The organism is Rhizobium sp. WSM1328, from assembly GCF_057653715.1.
Map to the genome: position 1 here is coordinate 542098 of NZ_JBYGKO010000004.1, position 19417 is coordinate 561514.

General features: G+C 60.1%; 16 protein-coding genes. 4 read left to right on the forward strand and 12 right to left on the reverse strand.

All coding sequences use genetic code 11. From position 1 onward, the window contains the following. Positions 1-67: 67 nt before the first annotated feature. Positions 68-1069, reverse strand: a complete 1002-nt coding sequence (locus AC2444_RS33775; RefSeq protein WP_128450417.1) for an NADP-dependent oxidoreductase — start codon at positions 1067-1069, stop codon at positions 68-70. A gap of 50 nt (positions 1070-1119) precedes the next feature. Further along, positions 1120-1935, reverse strand: a complete 816-nt coding sequence (locus tag AC2444_RS33780; protein WP_012763197.1) for an oxidoreductase — start codon at positions 1933-1935, stop codon at positions 1120-1122. Positions 1936-2024: 89 nt separating this feature from the next. On the opposite strand from AC2444_RS33780, the gene AC2444_RS33785 reads away from it, so the two are divergent. Next, the gene (locus AC2444_RS33785; RefSeq protein WP_012763196.1) at positions 2025-2501 is read left to right on the forward strand and encodes a winged helix-turn-helix transcriptional regulator; all 477 of its coding nucleotides are present in this window, start codon (positions 2025-2027) and stop codon (positions 2499-2501) included. A gap of 85 nt (positions 2502-2586) precedes the next feature. Here the strand turns inward: AC2444_RS33785 and AC2444_RS33790 are convergent, their stop codons facing one another. Then, positions 2587-4608: a beta-N-acetylhexosaminidase gene (locus AC2444_RS33790; protein WP_128450418.1), complete on the reverse strand. Its 2022-nt coding sequence runs from the start codon at positions 4606-4608 to the stop codon at positions 2587-2589. Positions 4609-5193: 585 nt separating this feature from the next. Between AC2444_RS33790 and AC2444_RS33795 the strand changes: the two genes are divergently transcribed. Both AC2444_RS33795 and AC2444_RS33800 read left to right on the forward strand, forming a co-directional pair. Further along, positions 5194-6102 (forward strand): flagellin N-terminal helical domain-containing protein, encoded by a 909-nt coding sequence (locus AC2444_RS33795; RefSeq protein WP_128450419.1) that lies wholly within the window; start codon positions 5194-5196, stop codon positions 6100-6102. Between the two features lie 237 nt (positions 6103-6339). Further along, a complete protein-coding gene (locus tag AC2444_RS33800) occupies positions 6340-7881 on the forward strand; it encodes a DHA2 family efflux MFS transporter permease subunit (RefSeq protein ID WP_128450420.1) in 1542 nt (513 codons plus the stop codon). Positions 7882-7986: 105 nt separating this feature from the next. On the opposite strand, the gene AC2444_RS33805 is transcribed toward AC2444_RS33800, so the two are convergent. The 4 genes from AC2444_RS33805 to AC2444_RS33820 all read right to left on the reverse strand — a co-directional run bounded on the left by AC2444_RS33805 (position 7987) and on the right by AC2444_RS33820 (position 11083). Then, positions 7987-8283, reverse strand: a complete 297-nt coding sequence (locus AC2444_RS33805; RefSeq protein WP_012763192.1) for a PRC-barrel domain-containing protein — start codon at positions 8281-8283, stop codon at positions 7987-7989. A 222-nt stretch (positions 8284-8505) separates the two neighbouring features. Then, positions 8506-8766, reverse strand: coding sequence for a hypothetical protein (locus AC2444_RS33810; protein ID WP_012763191.1), 261 nt, complete (start codon positions 8764-8766; stop codon positions 8506-8508). Positions 8767-8814: 48 nt separating this feature from the next. After that, positions 8815-9603, reverse strand: a complete 789-nt coding sequence (locus tag AC2444_RS33815; protein WP_012763190.1) for a DNA polymerase III subunit epsilon — start codon at positions 9601-9603, stop codon at positions 8815-8817. Between the two features lie 811 nt (positions 9604-10414). Beyond that, entirely contained in the window at positions 10415-11083 is a 669-nt protein-coding gene (locus tag AC2444_RS33820; RefSeq protein ID WP_128450421.1) for a hypothetical protein, read from the reverse strand. Positions 11084-11424: 341 nt separating this feature from the next. Between AC2444_RS33820 and AC2444_RS33825 the strand changes: the two genes are divergently transcribed. Then, positions 11425-14712, forward strand: coding sequence for a GH36-type glycosyl hydrolase domain-containing protein (locus tag AC2444_RS33825; protein WP_128450422.1), 3288 nt, complete (start codon positions 11425-11427; stop codon positions 14710-14712). A gap of 27 nt (positions 14713-14739) precedes the next feature. On the opposite strand, the gene AC2444_RS33830 is transcribed toward AC2444_RS33825, so the two are convergent. From AC2444_RS33830 to AC2444_RS33850, 5 genes are all read right to left on the reverse strand, one after another. After that, positions 14740-15480 (reverse strand): FadR/GntR family transcriptional regulator, encoded by a 741-nt coding sequence (locus AC2444_RS33830; RefSeq protein ID WP_128450423.1) that lies wholly within the window; start codon positions 15478-15480, stop codon positions 14740-14742. A gap of 212 nt (positions 15481-15692) precedes the next feature. Beyond that, the gene (kduD, locus tag AC2444_RS33835) at positions 15693-16457 is read right to left on the reverse strand and encodes a 2-dehydro-3-deoxy-D-gluconate 5-dehydrogenase KduD (protein WP_281021075.1); all 765 of its coding nucleotides are present in this window, start codon (positions 16455-16457) and stop codon (positions 15693-15695) included. Next, positions 16454-17290, reverse strand: a complete 837-nt coding sequence (gene kduI, locus AC2444_RS33840; protein ID WP_113547768.1) for a 5-dehydro-4-deoxy-D-glucuronate isomerase — start codon at positions 17288-17290, stop codon at positions 16454-16456. Before kduI ends, kduD begins: the two co-directional genes overlap by 4 nt. 629 nt (positions 17291-17919) lie before the next feature. Then, a complete protein-coding gene (locus AC2444_RS33845) occupies positions 17920-18066 on the reverse strand; it encodes a DUF1127 domain-containing protein (protein ID WP_003594835.1) in 147 nt (48 codons plus the stop codon). Positions 18067-18249: 183 nt separating this feature from the next. Continuing rightward, positions 18250-19230: a 3'-5' exonuclease gene (locus tag AC2444_RS33850; protein WP_128450425.1), complete on the reverse strand. Its 981-nt coding sequence runs from the start codon at positions 19228-19230 to the stop codon at positions 18250-18252. Positions 19231-19417: the final 187 nt, after the last annotated feature.

Genomic DNA, 19417 nt, shown 5'->3' on the forward strand with positions numbered 1-19417 from the left:
CAATCCGCGCTTCGACGTCCTGCAAAAGCCGCTCGGCTAACCGAGCGCTCTTCGGCCTTCCCAAACCTCACTTCACCGCGATGACGACCTTTCCCTTGACGCGTCCGGTTTCCACATAATCCACCGCCTCGTTGGTCTTCTCGAACGGGAAGGCCCGGTCGATGACGGGGCGGATGGCGCCTGCCTCGATGAGCGCGGTGATCTTGCCGAGTTGCGCGCCGTTTGCCGTCATGAAGAGGAAGGAATAGCCGATCCCCCGGCGTTTCGATTTCCGCCGGATGCCGAAGCTCAAGAAGCGCATGACCTGCTGCAGCAGAAAGCCGAAACCGTTTTGCCGGGCGAAATCGGGATCGGGCGGACCTGATATCGAGATCAGCTTGCCGCCGGGCTTCAGGACGGCGAGCGATTTCTCCAGCGTCTCCTTGTCGAGGCTGTTCAGCACCACGTCATAGCCCTTCAGCACCTTTTCGAAGTCGTCCTTCCTGTAATCGACCACCACATCGGCGCCGAGGCTTTTCACCAGATCGATATTTGCCGTGCTCACGGTCGTCGCCACATGGGCGCCGAGATGTTTGGCAAGCTGGATGGCGATGGTGCCGACGCCGCCGGAGCCCGCATGGATCAGCACCCTTTGGCCCTTCTGCAGCTTGGCGCGCTCGACCAGCGCCTGCCATGCGGTCAGTGCCACAAGCGGAATGGATGCGGCTTCTTCCATGCTGAGATTGGCGGGTTTCAGCGCAACATCGGCAGCGTCGATGGCGATATACTCGGCGAAGGTGCCGATGCGATCCTTGCCGGGACGCGCATAGACCGCGTCGCCGGGTTTGAATTGCCGGACATTGGCGCCCACCCGGACCACGACACCAGCGACATCATTGCCGAGAACCAAGGGAAGCCGGTAAGGCAGGATCAGCTTGAACTCTCCGTCCCGTATCTTGGCATCCAGCGGGTTCACGCTAGCGGCATGGATCTCGACCATGACGTCATTCTCGCGCAGCTGCGGTTCAGGGCTCTGGCCGAGCCTGAGGGCGCCGCCTTTCTTGTAGTGATCGATCAGGAATGCTTTCATAACGGCGAACTTTCGTTTTTGTGATGAGCCGACAATGCGGCAAGCCAGGATCAATCGGGAAGTTTGTTGAATTTCCGGAGGTTCTTGTCGACGAAGGACTCGGGCAAGAAGCGGCGGATGAAACGGATCTGTCCTGCGGCCTTTCCGGCTGTGTAGCGTCTCCTGGGCGAGGCTGCATTGGCAGCCCGGATGACGGTTGCGGCGACCACCTCGGGCGCATCGCCTTTTGAGACGATCTCGCGCATCAGCCTCTCCGCGTCGGCGCGCACCGCATCATAGACGGCAAGCGGCCGGTCGGGGCGCGTGATGTTCTCCTCGAAGGAGGTCCGGGTGACACCCGGTTCGACGAGCACGACGCGGATGCCCTGTGTGCGCACTTCATGGTCGAGGGATTCCGAATAGCCTTCGATCGCGTGTTTGGTCGCTGCGTAAAGCGCGTTGAAGGGCGCCGGGATCAGCCCAAGGATCGAGCTCAGGTTGATGATCCGGCCGCTACGCTGCCGCCGCATCACTGGCAGCACTGCATTGGTCATGCGCATCGTGCCGAAGACGTTGACGTCGAACACGGCTTTGGCCTGCTCCGTCGTCGACTCCTCGGCGCCGCCGAGCAGGCCGATCCCGGCATTGTTGACCAGCAGATCGATCCGTCCCGTGCGCTTCAGAACCTCATCGACGACGCTCTGCACCGATTGATCGTCGATGACGTCGCAAACCAGCATGGTGATGCCGTCGGCGGTGTCGGCCATCGGCTTTCGGCTGGTGCCGAACACCTTGTAGCCGTCGCGTAGCAAGGCCTTCGCCGTTACCAGCCCGATGCCGGAAGAAGCCCCTGTGACCAGGGCAATGCCGCGTTCTCTTTTGCTCATCGACGTCTGCCTTCGTTTTGTCGTGGAATATCCATGCGCATTCTGTTACTATCAAATTGATAGCAAGTCACTACTAAAAAGATATCGACATGAAGAATCTTTCGAACCAGCCCTGCCTGATCGCCCGTAGCCTGGCACTCGTCGGCGATGCGTGGAGCATGTTGATCATGCGCGACGCCCATGCGGGGCTGACCCGCTTCGATGAATTTCGCAAAAGCCTCGGCATCGTCCCGACAATGCTGACGGGGCGGCTGTCATCGCTGACCGAGGAAGGATTGCTGGAAAAGCGTCGCTATTCCGAGCGTCCGCCGCGCGATGAATATGTGCTGACCGAAGCCGGCCGCGACTTTCTGCCGGTGCTGTTTGCGATCGGCGCCTGGGGCCGCAAGCATCGCAGCGGCGGTGCAGTCACCCGTTTCTTTGACGCTGCAACCGGAACGGAGATCGATCCCCTCACAATCGACCGCGCGACCGGCGCGGAGATTGGAACCCGTCCTATTCGTATCGCCGCACCCGAATGCGAGCTGCCCGCGGCAGATGGGGCGGCACCTGACAACGCCCTTTGAAAGCGATGTCAGTATCCTTGCCATCACCGCCTCCGGCAATGGCAAGGGTGATCCTTAAATCAAAACCGGCGGCCCAAACGGAGCGCTACGACTGTTGCAGCCCGTAGAGCAGCGGCATCAGTCCTGCGAGCGCCCTGAAGCGCTCCCACGACTTGGATGACGGCTTCGTCCAGCCCGTTTCGGCAAGTGCGGAAAGGCGGGGGAAGACGAGGCGGTCGAAAACGGCCCGATCCGTCATCGGCTCGGACCAGATGCAGGCCTGGATGCCGAGGAGTTTCTGTTTCTGGCTCGCCGTCCAGCCGCCGATGGGATCAAAATTGTAGAGCTTCTCGGCGTCCGAAGTCCCCGCCCAACTGGCGCCGGGCTCATCCCAGTCGGGCCTGAGCGCCATGTCGAGGTAGTAGACCTGTCCGGGGCAGACGACCATTTCGTAGCCGCGCTCGGCAAGTTCGGCCGAGACCTCGACATTGCGCCAGCTGCAGAGATAACTCTTCGATTTGTCGATGACATCGCCGTGGGCCGCCTCTTCCCAGCCGCCGGTGATGCAGCCCTTGCTCGCAAGGAAGCGCTGGACCCGGTTCAGGAACTCCGCCTGCAGGATGGCGGCGCCCGAGCCGTGGATGTCGTCGGCACCGTGGGTATTGGTCACGACGTTCAGCCGCTTGGCATGCGCATCGGCAACTTCGTTCCCCGCCACGCTACGCAGGCGCTCGAGCGCTTCCAGCGAACCGGACCACGCGCCAAGCGGAACTTCGTCGGCGCCGAGATGGATGGTCTTGAACGGAAAGAGCTCGATGAGTTCCGAAAGGATCGTCTCGACGATCTCATAGGTCTTCTCGCGGGCGGGATTGATGCAATTGTCGGGAAAGCCCTGAACCGAATAATAGCTGCCGACCTCAGCCGGATCGCGTAGCTCCGGTATCGCCTGCAACATGGCGTAGCAATGGCCTGGCATATCGATCTCCGGCACGATCTCCACGCCGAAGCTCTTGGCATGGGTGACGATCTCGCGGATCGAAGCCTTGGTGTAATAACCGCCTGTGCGCGCCGGGCTCGAACCGAGCAGCGGCGGAACGGCAAGACCGTGGCCGCGCCAGGCACCGACCGCGGTCAAATCAGGATAGGCGTCGATCTCGACGCGCCATGCTTCGTCGTCGGAAAGGTGCCAGTGGAAACGGTTGAGCTTGTTCCAGGCAAGCACCGCCAGCAGTTTCTTGACCTCAGCCGCACCGTAGAACTGGCGGGCGACGTCGAGATGCAGGCCGCGCCAGCCCATTGACGGCTCATCGACGATCTCGCCGGAAGCCGGAAACTGGAAGACCTCGGGATGCAGCCTTGCACCGCGCCAGATCTGGCCGAGCGTGACGAGGCCGTAGAGAAAGCCGGTCTGGCTGCTTGCCTCGATCGTGATCGCCTCACCCTCGAAGCTCAGCCGATAGGCCTCCGGCCCGAAGCCGGCGGCATCCTTCAGGGCAACTGGAACCGCGCCTTCCGTCTCGCTCCGCATAATGCCTTCGACGGCAAAGAGATGCTCGACCAGCGCTGCGAAACTTCTTGATGCCGCCTCCCCTTCAGCGCTCTGCGACTGCGGCGCAAAACCGGCCGGCAGCGGCCGGCGGGAAGTGACCGCCACATGGTTCGGCCAGGGGATGATCGACACCTGAACGGGCGCATTGATGGGAACCGGATAGATCTCGGCGCCACGCTTCAGCGGCGCATTGCTGACCGAAGATCGCGTCGGCTCTATGCTGAGCACGATCGTGCTTCCATCGGAAAGCGCGAGATAACCGCTTGTCGCGCCGTCCGTCCAGTGACGGAACTGCCAGCTCAGTGCGTAGACCGATATCGTCCACGTCTCGCCGGCGCCGAGAACGAAATTGGCCGGTGGCTGGAATTCGGTGAAATTCGAGAGCCGCTGCGAAACCGTGGCGCCTTCGACACGACCGGCCGGATCGACACGGCCTGGGCCGCTCACGCAGAGGGAGAAATTCGAAAGCGGCTCGGTGCCGAGGTTCTTGAGACGCAGGACGTAGGAGAATTCCTTACCGTCAGCGGGCGGGTTCCAAAGGGTTTCAAGCCGCAGGGCTTTCGGTCGAGATGTGGACATGGTCGCTCTTTCTTCTTGGAGATCGGATCATGAGTATTCCGGCACACTACCGGAGCGGAATTGGTGATCGGCATGGGGCAAGCGGCCTTTTCGTGGCAGGCCGAGCGTGTGACGTTGCCGACGATCGCGTAGGCCCAGCCGGTCGGAGGCGGTTGCTGCCGCGAAGCTGGCTCCGATGGAAGTGGCGCGGTGCAGCCTTGCTCAACCTCATGCCCGCGAGCCCGTTGTTTTGAAGTCAATCAAATTGATTTAAGATTGATAGTCAGTTTCCCGCCGAGACGTCAATTGCCGGTTGGAAATTTCTGAAGCGCCTTTCGGACCGGCTCCCGGCAGACATTGTCTGGGCATGACCCTCACCGAAAAACGACCGTCAAATCAAGCAGCCGAGCCTTCGCGGCGTATTCATGCAAAAAGTGTCGACTCGTCCTTCGCGTTAACTATTAAGGTACTTTTAAGTACCATAATTAACTCAACGATGGCGAATTGACCTTTCCGAACACGGGTCGATAAGCATGAGGCTGCTCGCCACGGCCCGGATTCACCCGGGATGCAACACATCCAACTCATGGACGGGTCGAACTTCCAATGACGAGCATCAATACGAACAATTCAGCGATGTCTGCCCTTCAGACGCTGCGCAGCATCAACTCCAACCTCGAAACGACGCAGAACAGCGTTTCTACCGGCTATCGGGTCGACACCGCATCCGACAACGCCGCCTACTGGTCGATCGCGACCACGATGCGGTCCGACAACAAGGCGCTTTCGGCCGTCTCCGACGCCCTTGGCCTCGGCGCAGCAAAGGTCGATACTGCCTATACGGCCATGGAAAATGCGATCGATGTCGTCGACGAGATCAAATCCAAGCTTGTGGCAGCGACGGAAGACGGTGTCGACAAATCCAAGGTCCAGGAAGAAATCACGCAGCTTCAGGAACAGCTGCTGAGCATCGCCCAGTCAGCGTCGTTCTCTGGTGAGAACTGGGTCGCGGGCGAAAGCGGCACGAAAAGCGTCGTGTCGTCCTTTGTTCGCGATGGCTCCGGCGCCGTTTCCGTTAAAGTGACGGATTATGCCCTGGATACCAGCTCCACGGGCAACGTGTTGTTCGGCATGAGCAGCGGGACGATCGATACCGCGTCCGGCATCCTCGGAACGGTGGACGCAAATGGCGATTCCGTCTATTCGCTCGACATTACCGACTTCACCACCGGTCAGATCCAGTCGGCGCTGTCAACCATCGAATCGGCGCTGTCGGCAATGACCTCTGCCGGTGCGCAGCTGGGTTCGATCTCGACGCGCGTCGAACTGCAGGAAGACTTCGTCGGTGCGCTGTCCGATTCAATCGAGTCGGGCGTGGGACGGCTGGTCGACGCCGACATGGAGGAGGAGTCGAGCAGGCTGTCTGCCTTGCAAACGCAACAGCAGCTTGCGATCCAATCGCTATCGATCGCGAATTCGTCGTCGCAGAATATTCTGTCGCTCTTCCGCAGTTAAGCGCCTGACATATATTACGCCTGAACCAAATCCGTTGAAAAGACGATCGAGCCTGACCCACCTGGTCAGGCTCGATCGCAATTGGGGATGGAAATGCCAATAGCGCCGCGGTCTTTCAAACGCGGCGCTGTAGCACTTTGAATTGCCGCATATTTTACTCTCGATTGATTCCGATTTAAGAAATTATGCAGTAGTCTTCGCACCCTCGGCTGAGAATGCAGCGCGCCGGATCATCGCATGTCGGAACGACTTGAATCTGCCCGCCCTGATGAAACCCCCGCCATCGTCTGGCTCGGCTTCATGGCGATGTGCGTCGGCATGTTCATGGCGATCCTCGACGTTCAGGTGGTGGCGACATCGCTGCCGACCATTCAGTCGGCGCTGGGTATCGATCCCGATCAGATGAGCTGGATACAGACCGCTTATCTCATCGCCGAAGTGGTGGCGATTCCGCTCACCGGCCTCTTGACCCGACTGCTGACGATGCGATGGCTGTTCGTTACCGCCATCAGCCTGTTCGTCGTCGCCTCGGCCGGCTGTGCGGCGAGCGGCAGCTTCGGCGAGCTGGTAGCCTGGCGGGTGCTGCAGGGCTTTTCCGGCGGAACCCTGATCCCCTCGGTGTTTTCAGCCGTGTTCATTCTCTTCCCGAACGAGCGCCAGGCGCTTGCGACGACGATCGCCGGCGTTCTCGCGGTGTTGGCCCCGACCGTCGGACCGATCGTCGGCGGATGGCTGACTGAGACCTACTCCTGGCACTGGCTGTTCCTGATCAACGTTATTCCGGGCATCGTTTCGGCAATCGTCGCTGCGTGGTTCCTGCCGCGGCAGGCGCCCGATCCCTCTGAACTCGGGCATCTCGACACGCTCTCGCTTCTGCTGATGGCAACCGCATTGACGACCCTGGAACTCAGCCTGAAAGAGGCGCCGACGAGCGGCTGGATCTCGGCCTATGTGCTCAGTCTGCTGACGATCTGCCTCACATCGGGAGGCGCGTTCATATGGCGAACGCTGCGCCGACGCCGTCCGATCGTCGATCTCGGCAATTTCGGCGACCGGAACTTTCTGGTCGGCTCGGTTTTGAGCTTTGTGCTCGGCATCGGCCTGTTCGGCTCGGTCTATCTCATGCCGGTTTATCTCGCTTTCATCAGGGGACACGACGCCCTCGAAATTGGCATGACGATGCTGGTCACCGGCATCGCGCAATTGATCACGGCGCCGATCGCGGTGGCGCTGGAGAAGCGGATGGACGCGCGATTGCTGTCGGCGGCCGGTTTCGCTCTCTTTGCGATCGGTGTCGGGATGAGCGCTTTTCAGGATCCTCGTTCGGACTATGACGCGATGTTCTGGCCGCAGGTGGTGCGCGGCGTCGCTATCATGTTCTGCCTGCTGCCGCCGACGCGGCTGGCGCTCGGTACACTGCCGCCAGAGCGCATCCCCGATGCCAGCGGACTTTTCAACCTGATGCGCAATCTCGGCGGGGCCATCGGCATCGCTCTGATCGATACGATCATCTACACGCGCTCGGAGCCGCTGGGACAAGGCCTGTGGACCCGCCTTCAAGCCGGCGACGTCGAGGCTGCGTCATTCGTCGGCGCGCCTCTTCAGACGATAGCGGGGCATAATGGCAGCTTCGACGCGGATACCACGGCACTGCTCGATCCGCTGGTCCAGACCGCGGCAAGCGTCCAGGCCATCAACGAAGCCTGGATGGTGATTGCCGTCCTGACCGGCTGCGCCCTGCTCTCAGTGCCCTTTGCCAGGCGGCCAACGCCAACGTGAAAACTGGGGTTGACGAGGCCGCTCTGAACAGAATCAACCAAGTTGTTGAAAAACCTGGAGCCGAGACTGATGCTGAGATCGGGCTTTCAACTTCCTCGCCGCGAGTTAGTCTCGATGCTCAGGCATGTCTTTCAGCTGATCTTTTGTCCAGGACGTAACTGCGTGAACGTCACCATCTTCATCGCGCATGAAGTCCAGATCGCTGATCGGCACGGAAACAGGTTTCGCGCCAATGCCGAGAAACCCACCGACGTCGATGACGACATTTGCGCTGCTGCCTGAACCGTGCATGTGGTCCACGCTTCCAACCTTGTCGTCATCTGCGCCGTAGACAGTAGCGCCTTCAAGGACTGCGGGCGTTAGTTCGTCGGTGCCAAGTCTCACGTGCTTGCTGTGGTCCATTTTCAAACTCCTCCGTTCGAGCCCATGTGAAAGCCGCCGGGGTGCTGTTTGTTCCTGCGTGAGGCTAAAAGCTGACGCTCAAGAGCTATCGGCCTTTCGGAACCGTTGTCGCTCTTGGTTGTCTAAGCTCCTGTAGATGAACGGTTAACTTGGCGAATGGGTTGAAATCATCAGCCGTGCCGAGCCCCATGGCCCGATCGCGCATTTGGAGCGAAAACTGACCTACGATTTCGGCTTAAAGAACCTGTCGGCTTCCTTCATCGCGTTCTGCGCCGAGCCATACAGCGCGCTTACGGCATCGCGCATTTCGGCAAATGCCTGCATGGTTCGTGGCGAAATGTAATCGCCTCTTGCTTCAGCATTGAGCCGCAAAGCTCTCTCGCAATCGGCGGCAATTCTATCCAGCTCCGGGGAAACCCGATAGAGCCGTTCCAAAATGGCGTCGATGTCACCCTTGGCGCGTTCAGACATTCGTTCTGCCATCAAACCCTCACCGCTGTGTCCCTTTTCCCTGCAGGAGCCGAAGAACTCCTAAAACAGTGTTCCCTGCTCGGCTTCGTCAGCTACTTTCATGTCCGCGTCGCCTCGCCGGCGAAGTTCCGTCTCCGCGCTGAAGCGGAGGTCGGCATCCCGATCGCGAGCAAACGCCTGCAATGCCGCAATATCCAGCCGATCCCAGCTTTTGCCACGCTCTGGGCCAGAAGGTACTCGTGGCAAAAGACCGGGCTCGCTGCTCCATTTCACCAGTTGCTCGAAGGTGGATTCATTCAACATGTCCCGCAAATGGTGTGCGGTTACGTATGCATCGGGCATTGCGCGATGGGCGGGAAGGCCAATCGCGTGCACCAGTCCCTCGGGCATACGCAGATACCGGAGCATCTGGTTGGAGAACCTCGGCAGTTCAGGCCACAGCCGAAGTGCGCATTTCCACGTACATATCCAGGCCGCTCCGCCGGTAAATCTGGGGGTGCAGTAGCGCTGCTCGAAACTTGCCCGATGTGCAGCCAGTGCGATCACTCCACCTTCCGGCCGTAAGACGCTGGAGGCGATTTCTTTCCAAAAAGGTGCCGTCGCGACCTCCGCGTCCACGATGTGATGTATTGCCATCGTCTCAGGAGAGATCGGTCGCCCTGGATTTATAAGCAATGATCCGCGCTCTTCGTCAACCTGCCATCCCCCGTCATGGCCAAGCACGACGTCCTGCCATCCGACCTCGCAAACATCATTCAGGCCATTCCCGGCTGTTTCGAGGTCAACGACCCGGATGCGAGACTTATGATCTACCGGTTTTGATAGGATCCCACTGCTCTCGATCAACATATTTATCTATTTCGGCCGAATGCCGTAAAAGTCCAGATATCGCTCGGACACGATGCGACGGGCTTGCTAACGATTGTCGACAAGGTCGACGTGCTTAACCTGAGCGACATGGCTAAAAGAGGCCTGCTCCGCCACCAGCACTGATCAATTTGGAGAATGTTCCGAGCGGCAGGTCACTGTGCCCAATGTTCCGGAAAATAACCGGGACCACTTACCAGGCCTGAGAGATCGGGACTTTACGCGACGGCGTCACGCCTGTATTGCAGCGCCACTTCAAATCGCCTGCCGACTCGTTGGTTTTCGCGCTTTGAGCAACAAAAAGGGCGCTCCCCGGACACGGGTTGAGCGCCCTATAAGTTTTTCTCCATTGCAATCGCGGACCGAAGCCAGCGCCTGGGAATTGGGAGGCCGGTCGATCAAACCCGGCGGCAACGCGTGATTTTCGGAGACAAAAAAAGAGGGCCGACGGTAAACCGTGGCCCATTAATTGTGGAGATATAAACCTCCAGAGGGGAACAGCTGAAACGACGGAACTGGGAGGAAAGCCGTCGTGTTGCATCAGCTATGATCGTTATGCTCCTTTTTTGACCAGTTGGAAAACATTTTTTGTGCAACGCAGCTATGCAATGGCGGACCATCTAGCCGAAAGTAGTCCGTGTTTGAAGGCTGCTACCGCGCCTGGATCTTGAACTTTTTAGAAGGCGTCGATCTGGCGCCGGACTACGCCGCAATGGAACGAGCCATCCACTGGAGAAGAGGCCATGCGTGAGGATGCGATGCCTTTGATCGGGTTCGACGATTTCGCTTGATTTTACTCGGCGTCGTCGTTCGCCTTTGGGAACAGTTGCAGCACATTTGACCCGCTCGGGTGCGCGACAGTGCGAGCCTTTGGGCGCTGCGAGTTGTTTTCCCCAGCCTTTTGGACAGCTGAAACGAGACCTTCCCGCTGGCGATAATAATCTGGCTTGCCAGGCAGGGTGAGGTCAAACTCTTCAAGCATGCGCTCAATAATGTCCATCGCTTCAGCGGCCAGACCAGCATAACCTTCTCGGCGTCGTTCAAAGAAGCCATCGTATCCGGGCCTGGAAAGGTCGAGGCTATCCAACGCATAAGAAAGCGTCTTCACTCGGTTCGACAACCACAAAATTTCTTCTGAAAGCTCGGTATTAAAAAGCCCCCAGTTTGCCTCACGCGGAAGAGCAAGGGTTGGATCGGGAACGTGAAACGCGAATTGGCCTTCATCCATAGGATTGAATTCTGGCATGTCGTGAACGGCCGCATAGCTGGCTCCGACAAAATCGTCTAGGGCCAGCACCGTCAGCATCGCCAGATTTCTAACCTCGGCTTTCGGGCGCCGGTTGATCCCAGACTTCGCAAGTCGAATGACGATGGGAAGCAAGGAGCCAGCGGCTAAACCGCCAGCGCCGATCAACGCTCCCATTGCCATGATCCCTTGAGTGGTTTCGAAGAACTGCGTCAATAGTCACCTCGTTGAATAGGAGCTGCGAGTTGCATCAAGAAGCACGCACAGACGGAATCAGCGGTTTCCGTCCCAGTTTGCCTTGAACTTAAACGATAGGGAACTCCGTTCCCGCCGGTATGGCGCCATCGGGCAACCTGACGCCTCGTCACCGGCGACCACTGTTCCTTTGAGGCCTTGGCAATGACCTATCGCTGCAACTATCGAATTAGAACATCAAGTGATATCGACTGGCCTGGCTTTCAAGGACCAAATCGAGAACCGGCGATGTTGGTAAGATTTCTCTCAACCATTTTGCGTCATCCTCCAATTCCCCTCTGAAGCCAATCGACGAGATCTCAATGGCCACGGACCTTGACCGCAGTTTTCAAATGCCCCGACGCGACGAGCTTGGCCTCTTCACGATCAGCAACGGTTCCGGCCTGTCGATATCGGCGCTGCCGAACGGCACCCTGTTTGCCATCGAATATGCCGACGACAAGGGATCGGTGCAGATCAACCAGATCCAGGGCTCGCCGCTGACCGGCGGCGTCAGTCGCCTTTATCTGCGTATCGGTGGTGCGGCACCTGATGTCGTCGAGCTTGTCGGGTCTTTCGCCGATGGCAGCTTTGGGCACGATGCGACAAGTCTCTCCTGGAGCGGCAAGAGAGGCGATATCGGCTACAATGTCCGCCTCGAGCTTCATCCCTCCGAAACGGCCTGGTTCTGGCGTGTTTCCATCCGGCATCTGAAGGATGGCACGCTGCCGGTCGATCTGGTGCTGATCCAGGACGTCGGTCTTGGCGATCGCGGCTTCCTGATGAACAGCGAAGCCTATGCCTCGCAATATGTCGATCACCATATCGCCGATCACGAGACATTCGGTTCTGTCGTAATGAACCGGCAAAATCTCAAGCAGTCGGGTGCTCGCAACCCCTGGCTCGTGCAGGGCTGCCTCGATGGGGCGGCTGCCTATGCCACCGATGCGATCCAATTGGTACAGGCGAGTGACCGTCTCGGCGACTTGCTGGTCGGCCCCTTCGGCACCAACCTGCCGAGCAAGCGGCGCCAGCAGGAGACGGCATGCCCCGCCATCCAGTCAAAATCGCTTTCCGTCCCGGCAAGCGGTGCGACCGCGACCTTCTTTGCCGTCTTCGCCGCGGATCATCCCGAGGCATCGAGCGATGCCGACCTTTCACGGCTTGACGAGCTTGCGGCGACAGAGGGGACGGCGGCCGATATTGCCGAGGCCGCGCCGGTCCGCAGCCTGCTCCAGGATGCTGCTTTGCTGAAGGCCGAGGCGCTGGATAAAAAAATGATCAGCCAGCTCTATCCGCAACGGAGCCTGGAAGAGCGCGTCGACGGAAAGCTTCTTTCGTTTTTCGTCTCCGACGGCGTTTTGAACCGCCATGTGGTCCTGCGCGACAAGGAGCTCTTGGTAGCGCGCCGTCACGGGGCGATCGTCAGAAGCGGTGCGAATATGCTGCTCGACGATAGGACGCTTGCCGCGACCTGCTGGATGCAGGGTATTTTCGCGGCCCAGCTGACGATCGGCAATACGTCCTTTCACAAGCTCTTTTCGGTCTCCCGCGACCCCTACAATCTGACCCGCGCCAGCGGGCTGCGCATCATGGCCGATGTCGGCGCCGGCTGGCAGCTTCTGGCGGTGCCGTCGGCTTTCGAAATGGGGCTCAGCGATTGCCGCTGGATCTATCGCCTCCCTGAACGCACGATCATCGTGTCGGCGGTCGCCTCCGGCGAGGATGCGGCGATGCAGTGGACCGTCTCCGTCGAGGGCGAGCCGTGCCGCTTCCTGGTGTTTGGTCATGTCGTGCTCGGCGAGCGCGAATATGATGCGGGCGGGCAGATCGAATTCGATACGTCGGGCAAACGCATTCTTTTCCGGCCGGACCCGGCCTGGCTCTGGGGCGAGCGTTATCCCGACGCCGGCTACTGGCTGGTGAGTTCGACGCCCGATGCCATCGAAGAGATCGGCGGCGACGAACTGCTCTACAGCGATGGGGTAACACGCAACGGCGCTTTCGTGGCACTACGATCACTGATGACGCAGGCGCTGTCGTTCGCTGTCGTCGGCTCGATGACAGATGCGGCGGAAGCCGAGCGCCTGGCGCAGCGTTATCAGGCCGGCGTCACCGATGAAGCCATGCTTGCCCCGGCATCGAAATTCTGGCGGAACACCGTGCGCGGCCTGACGGTCGCCAGCACGTCACCCGACCTTGCCGCGCAGACGACCCTGCTGCCCTGGCTCGCCCATGATGCAATCGTGCATCTAAGCGTGCCGCACGGCCTCGAGCAATATACGGGTGCGGCCTGGGGCACACGCGACGCCTGCCAGGGGCCGATAGAATTCCTGCTCGCCTACGAGCATGACCGCGAAGCCAAGCAGGTGCTGAAAACCGTCTTCAGCGAACAATACCTGGGAAAAGGCGACTGGCCGCAATGGTTCATGCTGGAGCCCTATGCCAACATCCGGGCGGGCGATAGTCACGGCGATATCGTCGTCTGGCCGCTGAAGGCGCTCTGCGACTATATCGAAGCGACCGGCGATCTCGCCATCCTCGACGAGAAAGTCTCCTGGCGCGATGAAAAGACGATGGCCAGGGCGCCGGAGCTCGACACTATCGCAATCCATGTCGAGAAGCTGCTCGATGCCGTTCGCGAAGCTTTCATCCCCGGAACGCATCTGATCCGCTATGGCGAGGGAGACTGGAACGATTCTCTGCAGCCGGCCGATCCGCATCTGCGCGACTGGATGGTCAGCAGCTGGACCGTTGCCCTGCTCTACGAGCAGATCGTGCGCTATTCGGCGATCCTGCGCCGCCTCGGCCATGGCGGCAAGGCGAAAGGCTTGAGAAAGATCGCAACGGCGATGCGCCGGGATTTCAACCGCCATCTCGTGCGCGACGGCGTCGTGGCCGGCTACGGTATCTTCGATCCCAGCCATGACGGCGTCGAATTGCTGCTGCACCCGAGCGACCGGCGCACCGGCCTGCATTTTTCGCTGATCTCGATGACGCAGGCGATGCTCGGCGGCCTCTTCACACCGGCTCAAAGACAGGGTCATATGAAGCTGATCGAAGAGCATCTGCTCTTTCCCGACGGCGTACGACTGATGGAGAAGCCCGCGACCTATGCCGGCGGACCCGAGACGCTGTTTCGCCGCGCCGAATCCTCCTCCTTCTTCGGCCGCGAGATCGGGCTGATGTATGTGCATGCGCATCTGCGCTACTGCGAAACGCTGGCGCTTGATGCCGAAGCGGAAGAGCTCTGGAAGGCGATCGCCCTCGTCAACCCGATTTCGGCCACATCGGCGCTGCCGCATGCATCGCTGCGCCAGCGCAACACCTATTTCAGCAGCAGCGATGCGGCTTTCCATGACCGTTATCAGGCAGCGGCCGAATGGGAGCGCGTCAAGGCGGGAAAGATCGCCGTCGACGGCGGATGGCGGATCTATTCAAGCGGCCCCGGGCTTTACATCAGGAGCTTCGTCGAAAATATCCTCGGCTTCAAACGGCGCTTCGGCCGCCGCAAACGCAAGCCGCTTCTTCCCGCGGTCCACGCCTCTGCCGATCTGCAAACCGACCACGCCGTCTGGCGCCGGCTGATGAAGCCGAAGCCTGAGGTGTGAAGCGGGCGCGCCTCATGCACCGCGGCATTATGCGGTAGCGTCACGCAACTCTTCGAAGCGCGCGGCGCTCTTCGACAGGTGGCTTCGGATGGCGCGGCGCGCGGCGGGCTCGTCGCGGTCGCGGATCGCCGCGAATATGGCATGGTGTTCCCTGCGCATGCGCGCCGCATGGCGCTTGCGCTCGGCTGATGTCATCTTGTCCAGGCGCGCCCATTGCCGTGGCACCATGATGTTGCCGAACGTATCGAAGAGACGGCCGTAATAGGAGTTCTGCGTCGCGACCAGAATGGACCTGTGGAAGGCGTAGTCTTCTTGCGCGCCGTATCCACCCTCCTCAAGCGCCTTGTCGAGGGCATCGAGACGATCCTGCATGCGGTCGATATCCTCCTGGGTGCGCCGCAACGCGGCAAGACCGGCGGCTTCGTATTCGACCCCCATGCGCAGCTCCAGCACGCGCAGAACCTCGTCGATCGACCGCAGGTCGTTGGGAATGATGGAGAAGGATCGGGGCGTCGGATCGTTCGAGACGAAAGCCCCAAGGCCTTGCCGCGTGGTGATCAGCCCCTTCGCGCGCAGCGCTGCGAGCGCTTCGCGAACGATCGTCCGGCTGACGCCTGTCGCTATCATGATCGCCTGTTCGGTCGGCAGGCGCTGGCCGGGCTTCAGGTCGCCGGACTCGATTTGCGCCGTCAGCATATCGGCAAGGTTGCTACGCAGGTTCGGCGCCTGCTGAATGGTGTTGAAGACCGCGTTGTCCTTGTCTGCCATCCTGTTTCGAGATCCTGGTGTCGAGGCGGCTGCGCCGACCCGTTTCCTGTTCGCATCCACATATAAGTCGAGAGCGTCGGCAGCGGCCCTCGCTCACAATCCCGAAAATCCGAATCGATTTTCGGGGTTATGCGCAGATCGAAGCGATAGAGCGTCCTGGCGCGTCTGAAAAGACGCGAGGCGCTCTCGGTGTGATCGGTTGGTGAGACCGATCAGCGCGCCAGCCAGCCGCCATCGACGGGCAGCACCGTTCCATGCACGTAGTCGGATGCCGACGATGCCAGGAATACCGCCGCACCGCCGAGTTCGGACGGCGTTCCCCAGCGCCCGGCCGGGATGCGGGAAAGGATGGCGGCATTGCGGTCGGCATCCTCGCGCAGCGCCGTGGTGTTGTTGGTGACGAAGTAGCCAGGGGCAATGGCGTTGACGTTGACGCCCTTCCCGGCCCATTCGCAGGCAAGCAGCTTGGTCAGTCCGGCGAGGCCGCTTTTCGATGCGGTATAGGACGGAATCCGGATGCCGCCCTGGAAGGAGAGCAGCGAGGCGATGTTGATGATCTTGCCCCTGCCCTTGTCGACCATATGGCGGCCGGCTGCCTGCGACAGGAAGAAGGCGGTCTTCAGATTGACGTCGATCACCGCGTCCCAGTCTTCCTCGGTGAAATCGAGCGCATCGGCGCGGCGGATGATGCCGGCATTGTTGACGAGGATGTCGACGCCGCCGAAGGTCTGGATGGCCTCAGTGACGATCCCCTTGACCGGTTCGATGCTGGCAAGATCGGCCTTGACGACATGGAAGCGGCTTCCCGCTTCCTTCACCAGCGCCTCGGTTTCGTCCATCGAGGAGCGCCCGACGGCGACGATCGACGCACCGGCTCCTGCCAGTGCGGCCGCGATGGCCTGGCCGAGGCCAGTATTGGCGCCGGTGACGACGGCAGTCCTGCCGGAAAGGTCGAAGGGATTTGCCACGACGCTCACCTCAGATCCGCAATGGCGATATGGTCCATGTCGGTGAAGCTCTTATTGTCGCCGGCCATCGCCCAGATGAAGCTGTAATTCTTGGTGCCGGCGCCCGAATGGATCGACCAGGGCGGCGAGATGACCGCCTGTTCGTTGGCGACAAGCATATGCCGGGTCTGCTGCGGCTCGCCCATGAAGTGGAAGACGCGCTGCTCTGCTTCGAGATCGAAATAGAGATAGGCTTCCATGCGGCGGTCATGCGTGTGGGCCGGCATTGTGTTCCAGACGCTGCCCGGTTCGATCATGGTGAAGCCCAGGGTGAGTTGGCAGGACTGGCAGACCTCAGGATGGATGAACTGGTAGATCGACCTCTTGTTGGCCGTCGCGGCTTCGCCCGGCGTCAGGTGACGGGCCTTTTCGCGGGTGAGCAACACGGTCGGGTGCGTTTGATGGGCTGGCGTCGAGACCAGATAGAACTTTGCCGGATTGGCGGTATCCGTGCTCTCGAATCTGATGTCCTTGGCACCCTTGCCGACGTAGAGGCAATCATATTTGGCAAGATCGTAATTCGTGCCGTCGACGATGATGCGGCCGGCACCGCCGATGTTCAGAGCGCCCAGTTCACGTTCGGCAAGGAAGGTTTCCTGTCCGATCGCTGTCGGCGCCGTCAGCGTCAGCCCGGGGCCGATCGGCGTCGCGCCGCCGATGACCATCCGGTCGTAATGCGAATAGGTGAGCCGGATCTCGCCGCTCGCGAAGACGGTTTCCACCAGAAAGTGACGCCTCAGCGTCTCCGTGTCGAAATCACGCACGGCCTCCGGATGGGAGGCGTGCCTCACGTCGATCTGCATGTCAATTTTCCTTCCGCTTCATTGTCGCCAGGGGTCGTCGCTATTGCGCAAGCCGGTCTTGTCCGGCGTATTCCGCTGCGGCGGTATCCATCCGGTTACATAGTTGTACGACAAGTTTGGTGTCAACAGCTTTGTCGGTGCGCGCTTTAGGAGATGCACGGGCCGGCAAGAGCACGAAAGCAGAATTGGGATAAGAGCAAAACGCCGGAGGTGATGACACCATCGTCATGCGATGGATCGATCGCTGGCGGTCGCTCTTGGCGAGATCCGGCAATGCTATCGCCCAAAACGAAAAAGCCTGCCGCGGGAGGAGGTGCGGCAGGCTTTCGTAAAAAACCGAACGACAGCTGGGAGGAGGAGTGCTGTCATTCCACAGACGACCCTGGGAGGAGGATGGGGCGCCTGTATATCGAGGGATGCGGGAGGAGGTGCATCGCTTCGATAGAAATAATCATACTTATTTCTTGCTCAGTTGATAGGCATTTCTTTGCAGGGCAGCTATGCGTTATGCGAAAAGCGGGAGGCTCGATCGCCTTGATTCCACCTTGCCGGAAGCACAAAAGCAAAGCGCCCGCTCGGGAAGAAGCAGGCGCTGGCATGGTCTTGAAGATGCTTGGTCTAAGCTGCCGTTAGCGGGCGATGGCTGCGCGCGCGACGTTGCGGATGTCGCCGCGGCCGATGCCGAGGTCGTCCAGTTCGCGTGCGGACATACGACCCAGTTCGGCGACCGTCTGACGGTACTTGCGCCAGTTGTTGAAAGAGCGTGCTACGTTCATGATGATCCCCTTTCGTGGGCTTTCGAAGCTTAGCTGCCAGTCCTTGGCGCTTTGTTCGCTTCGATGAGTTGTATATAGTGTGGGGCATCCGATTATTGCAGCGCCAATGCATCACTGCACCTATGCGGCAGTTGCATGGGTCGCCATATCTAGCAGCCAATCAGGATCCGAACCGCTTCGCGGTCAGAGTTTGAAACGATCGAAGGCCGTCAGCCGCACCATCGGCGGCTCCGCTTCGGCCCATCGGTAAATATCCGAGCGCAGATAGGAGAGCTCGTCGTTGAGATCCTCTTCGCCGACTTCGATCCACCAGGACTTCAGGCGGCCGTCGCTGCCGTCCGACCAGCGATAACCCCTCGCCTTCAGATGATCCTTCATCTCGAACGGGCTGTGTTCGGCAAAGACGCGGATGCGCGAGCGCTGGCTGGCGCGGTAAAGCTCGGTGAACGGGCTTTCACCGTCGTGTTGCTCTCGATCGAGGATTTCCAGCAGCGCATGGCAGTCGTCCACGGCACGATGGCCTTCATGGAAATATCCGGCCTGGCCGACGAGATAGCCGAGCTTCGTGCCTTCGAAGCCGCGGGCGCTCCAGTCGATCTCCGAAACCGAGCATGCCCAGGCCTTGCCGGTGAAAATCTTTGAGAAGGCCTCGCAGAACGGCCGGTCGAATCCGGCATTATGGGCGATGATCAGATCCGCCGGCTCGATCAGAGTTCTCAGCGACTGGATATCGATGAGCTGCCCTTCGACCATCGCATCGGTAATACCCGTCAGCCGGGTGATCTCGGGCGGGATCGGCCGGGACGGCTGTTGCAGGCCGCCGTAAATGCCGACGATATCGCCGATCGCCCCATCATCGTTGAAGGTGAAGGCGACGGCGCCGATTTCGATGATCTCGTCGCTGCGGTGGTTGAGACCGGTGGTCTCCGTATCGAGAATGACGCCAAGGCGCGAAAATCCGGGCCGTTTGACTGACGCAATCGGGCGGGCGACCAGCTTTCTCAAGATGCGATAGTTGCCGCTCTCTTCGAGCGCCCGCGCCACGTCCTCATCGGAGTGGACGACCGGCTGCGACGGCCGCCGGCGCGCTGGACCGCGCGCCTTAGCCGTCACGGGCGATGCCTTGGCAAACATGTCGAGTTGCGAATCTCTGTGCACGCTCATCGAATCTATATGTCACGCAGACGCGATTTAATCCATCGCACGGACAGCGCTGCGCCTCTTTTCGAGAGGCGCAAAGGACGCAACAAAGCATGTCGCGCAAAAGTGTGGAGCGATTTTGCGACAACGACATGCGCAAAACAAAGACCTAAAGCGTGGCAAGCGAATCTGAAAGAACGCGACGCGCTTT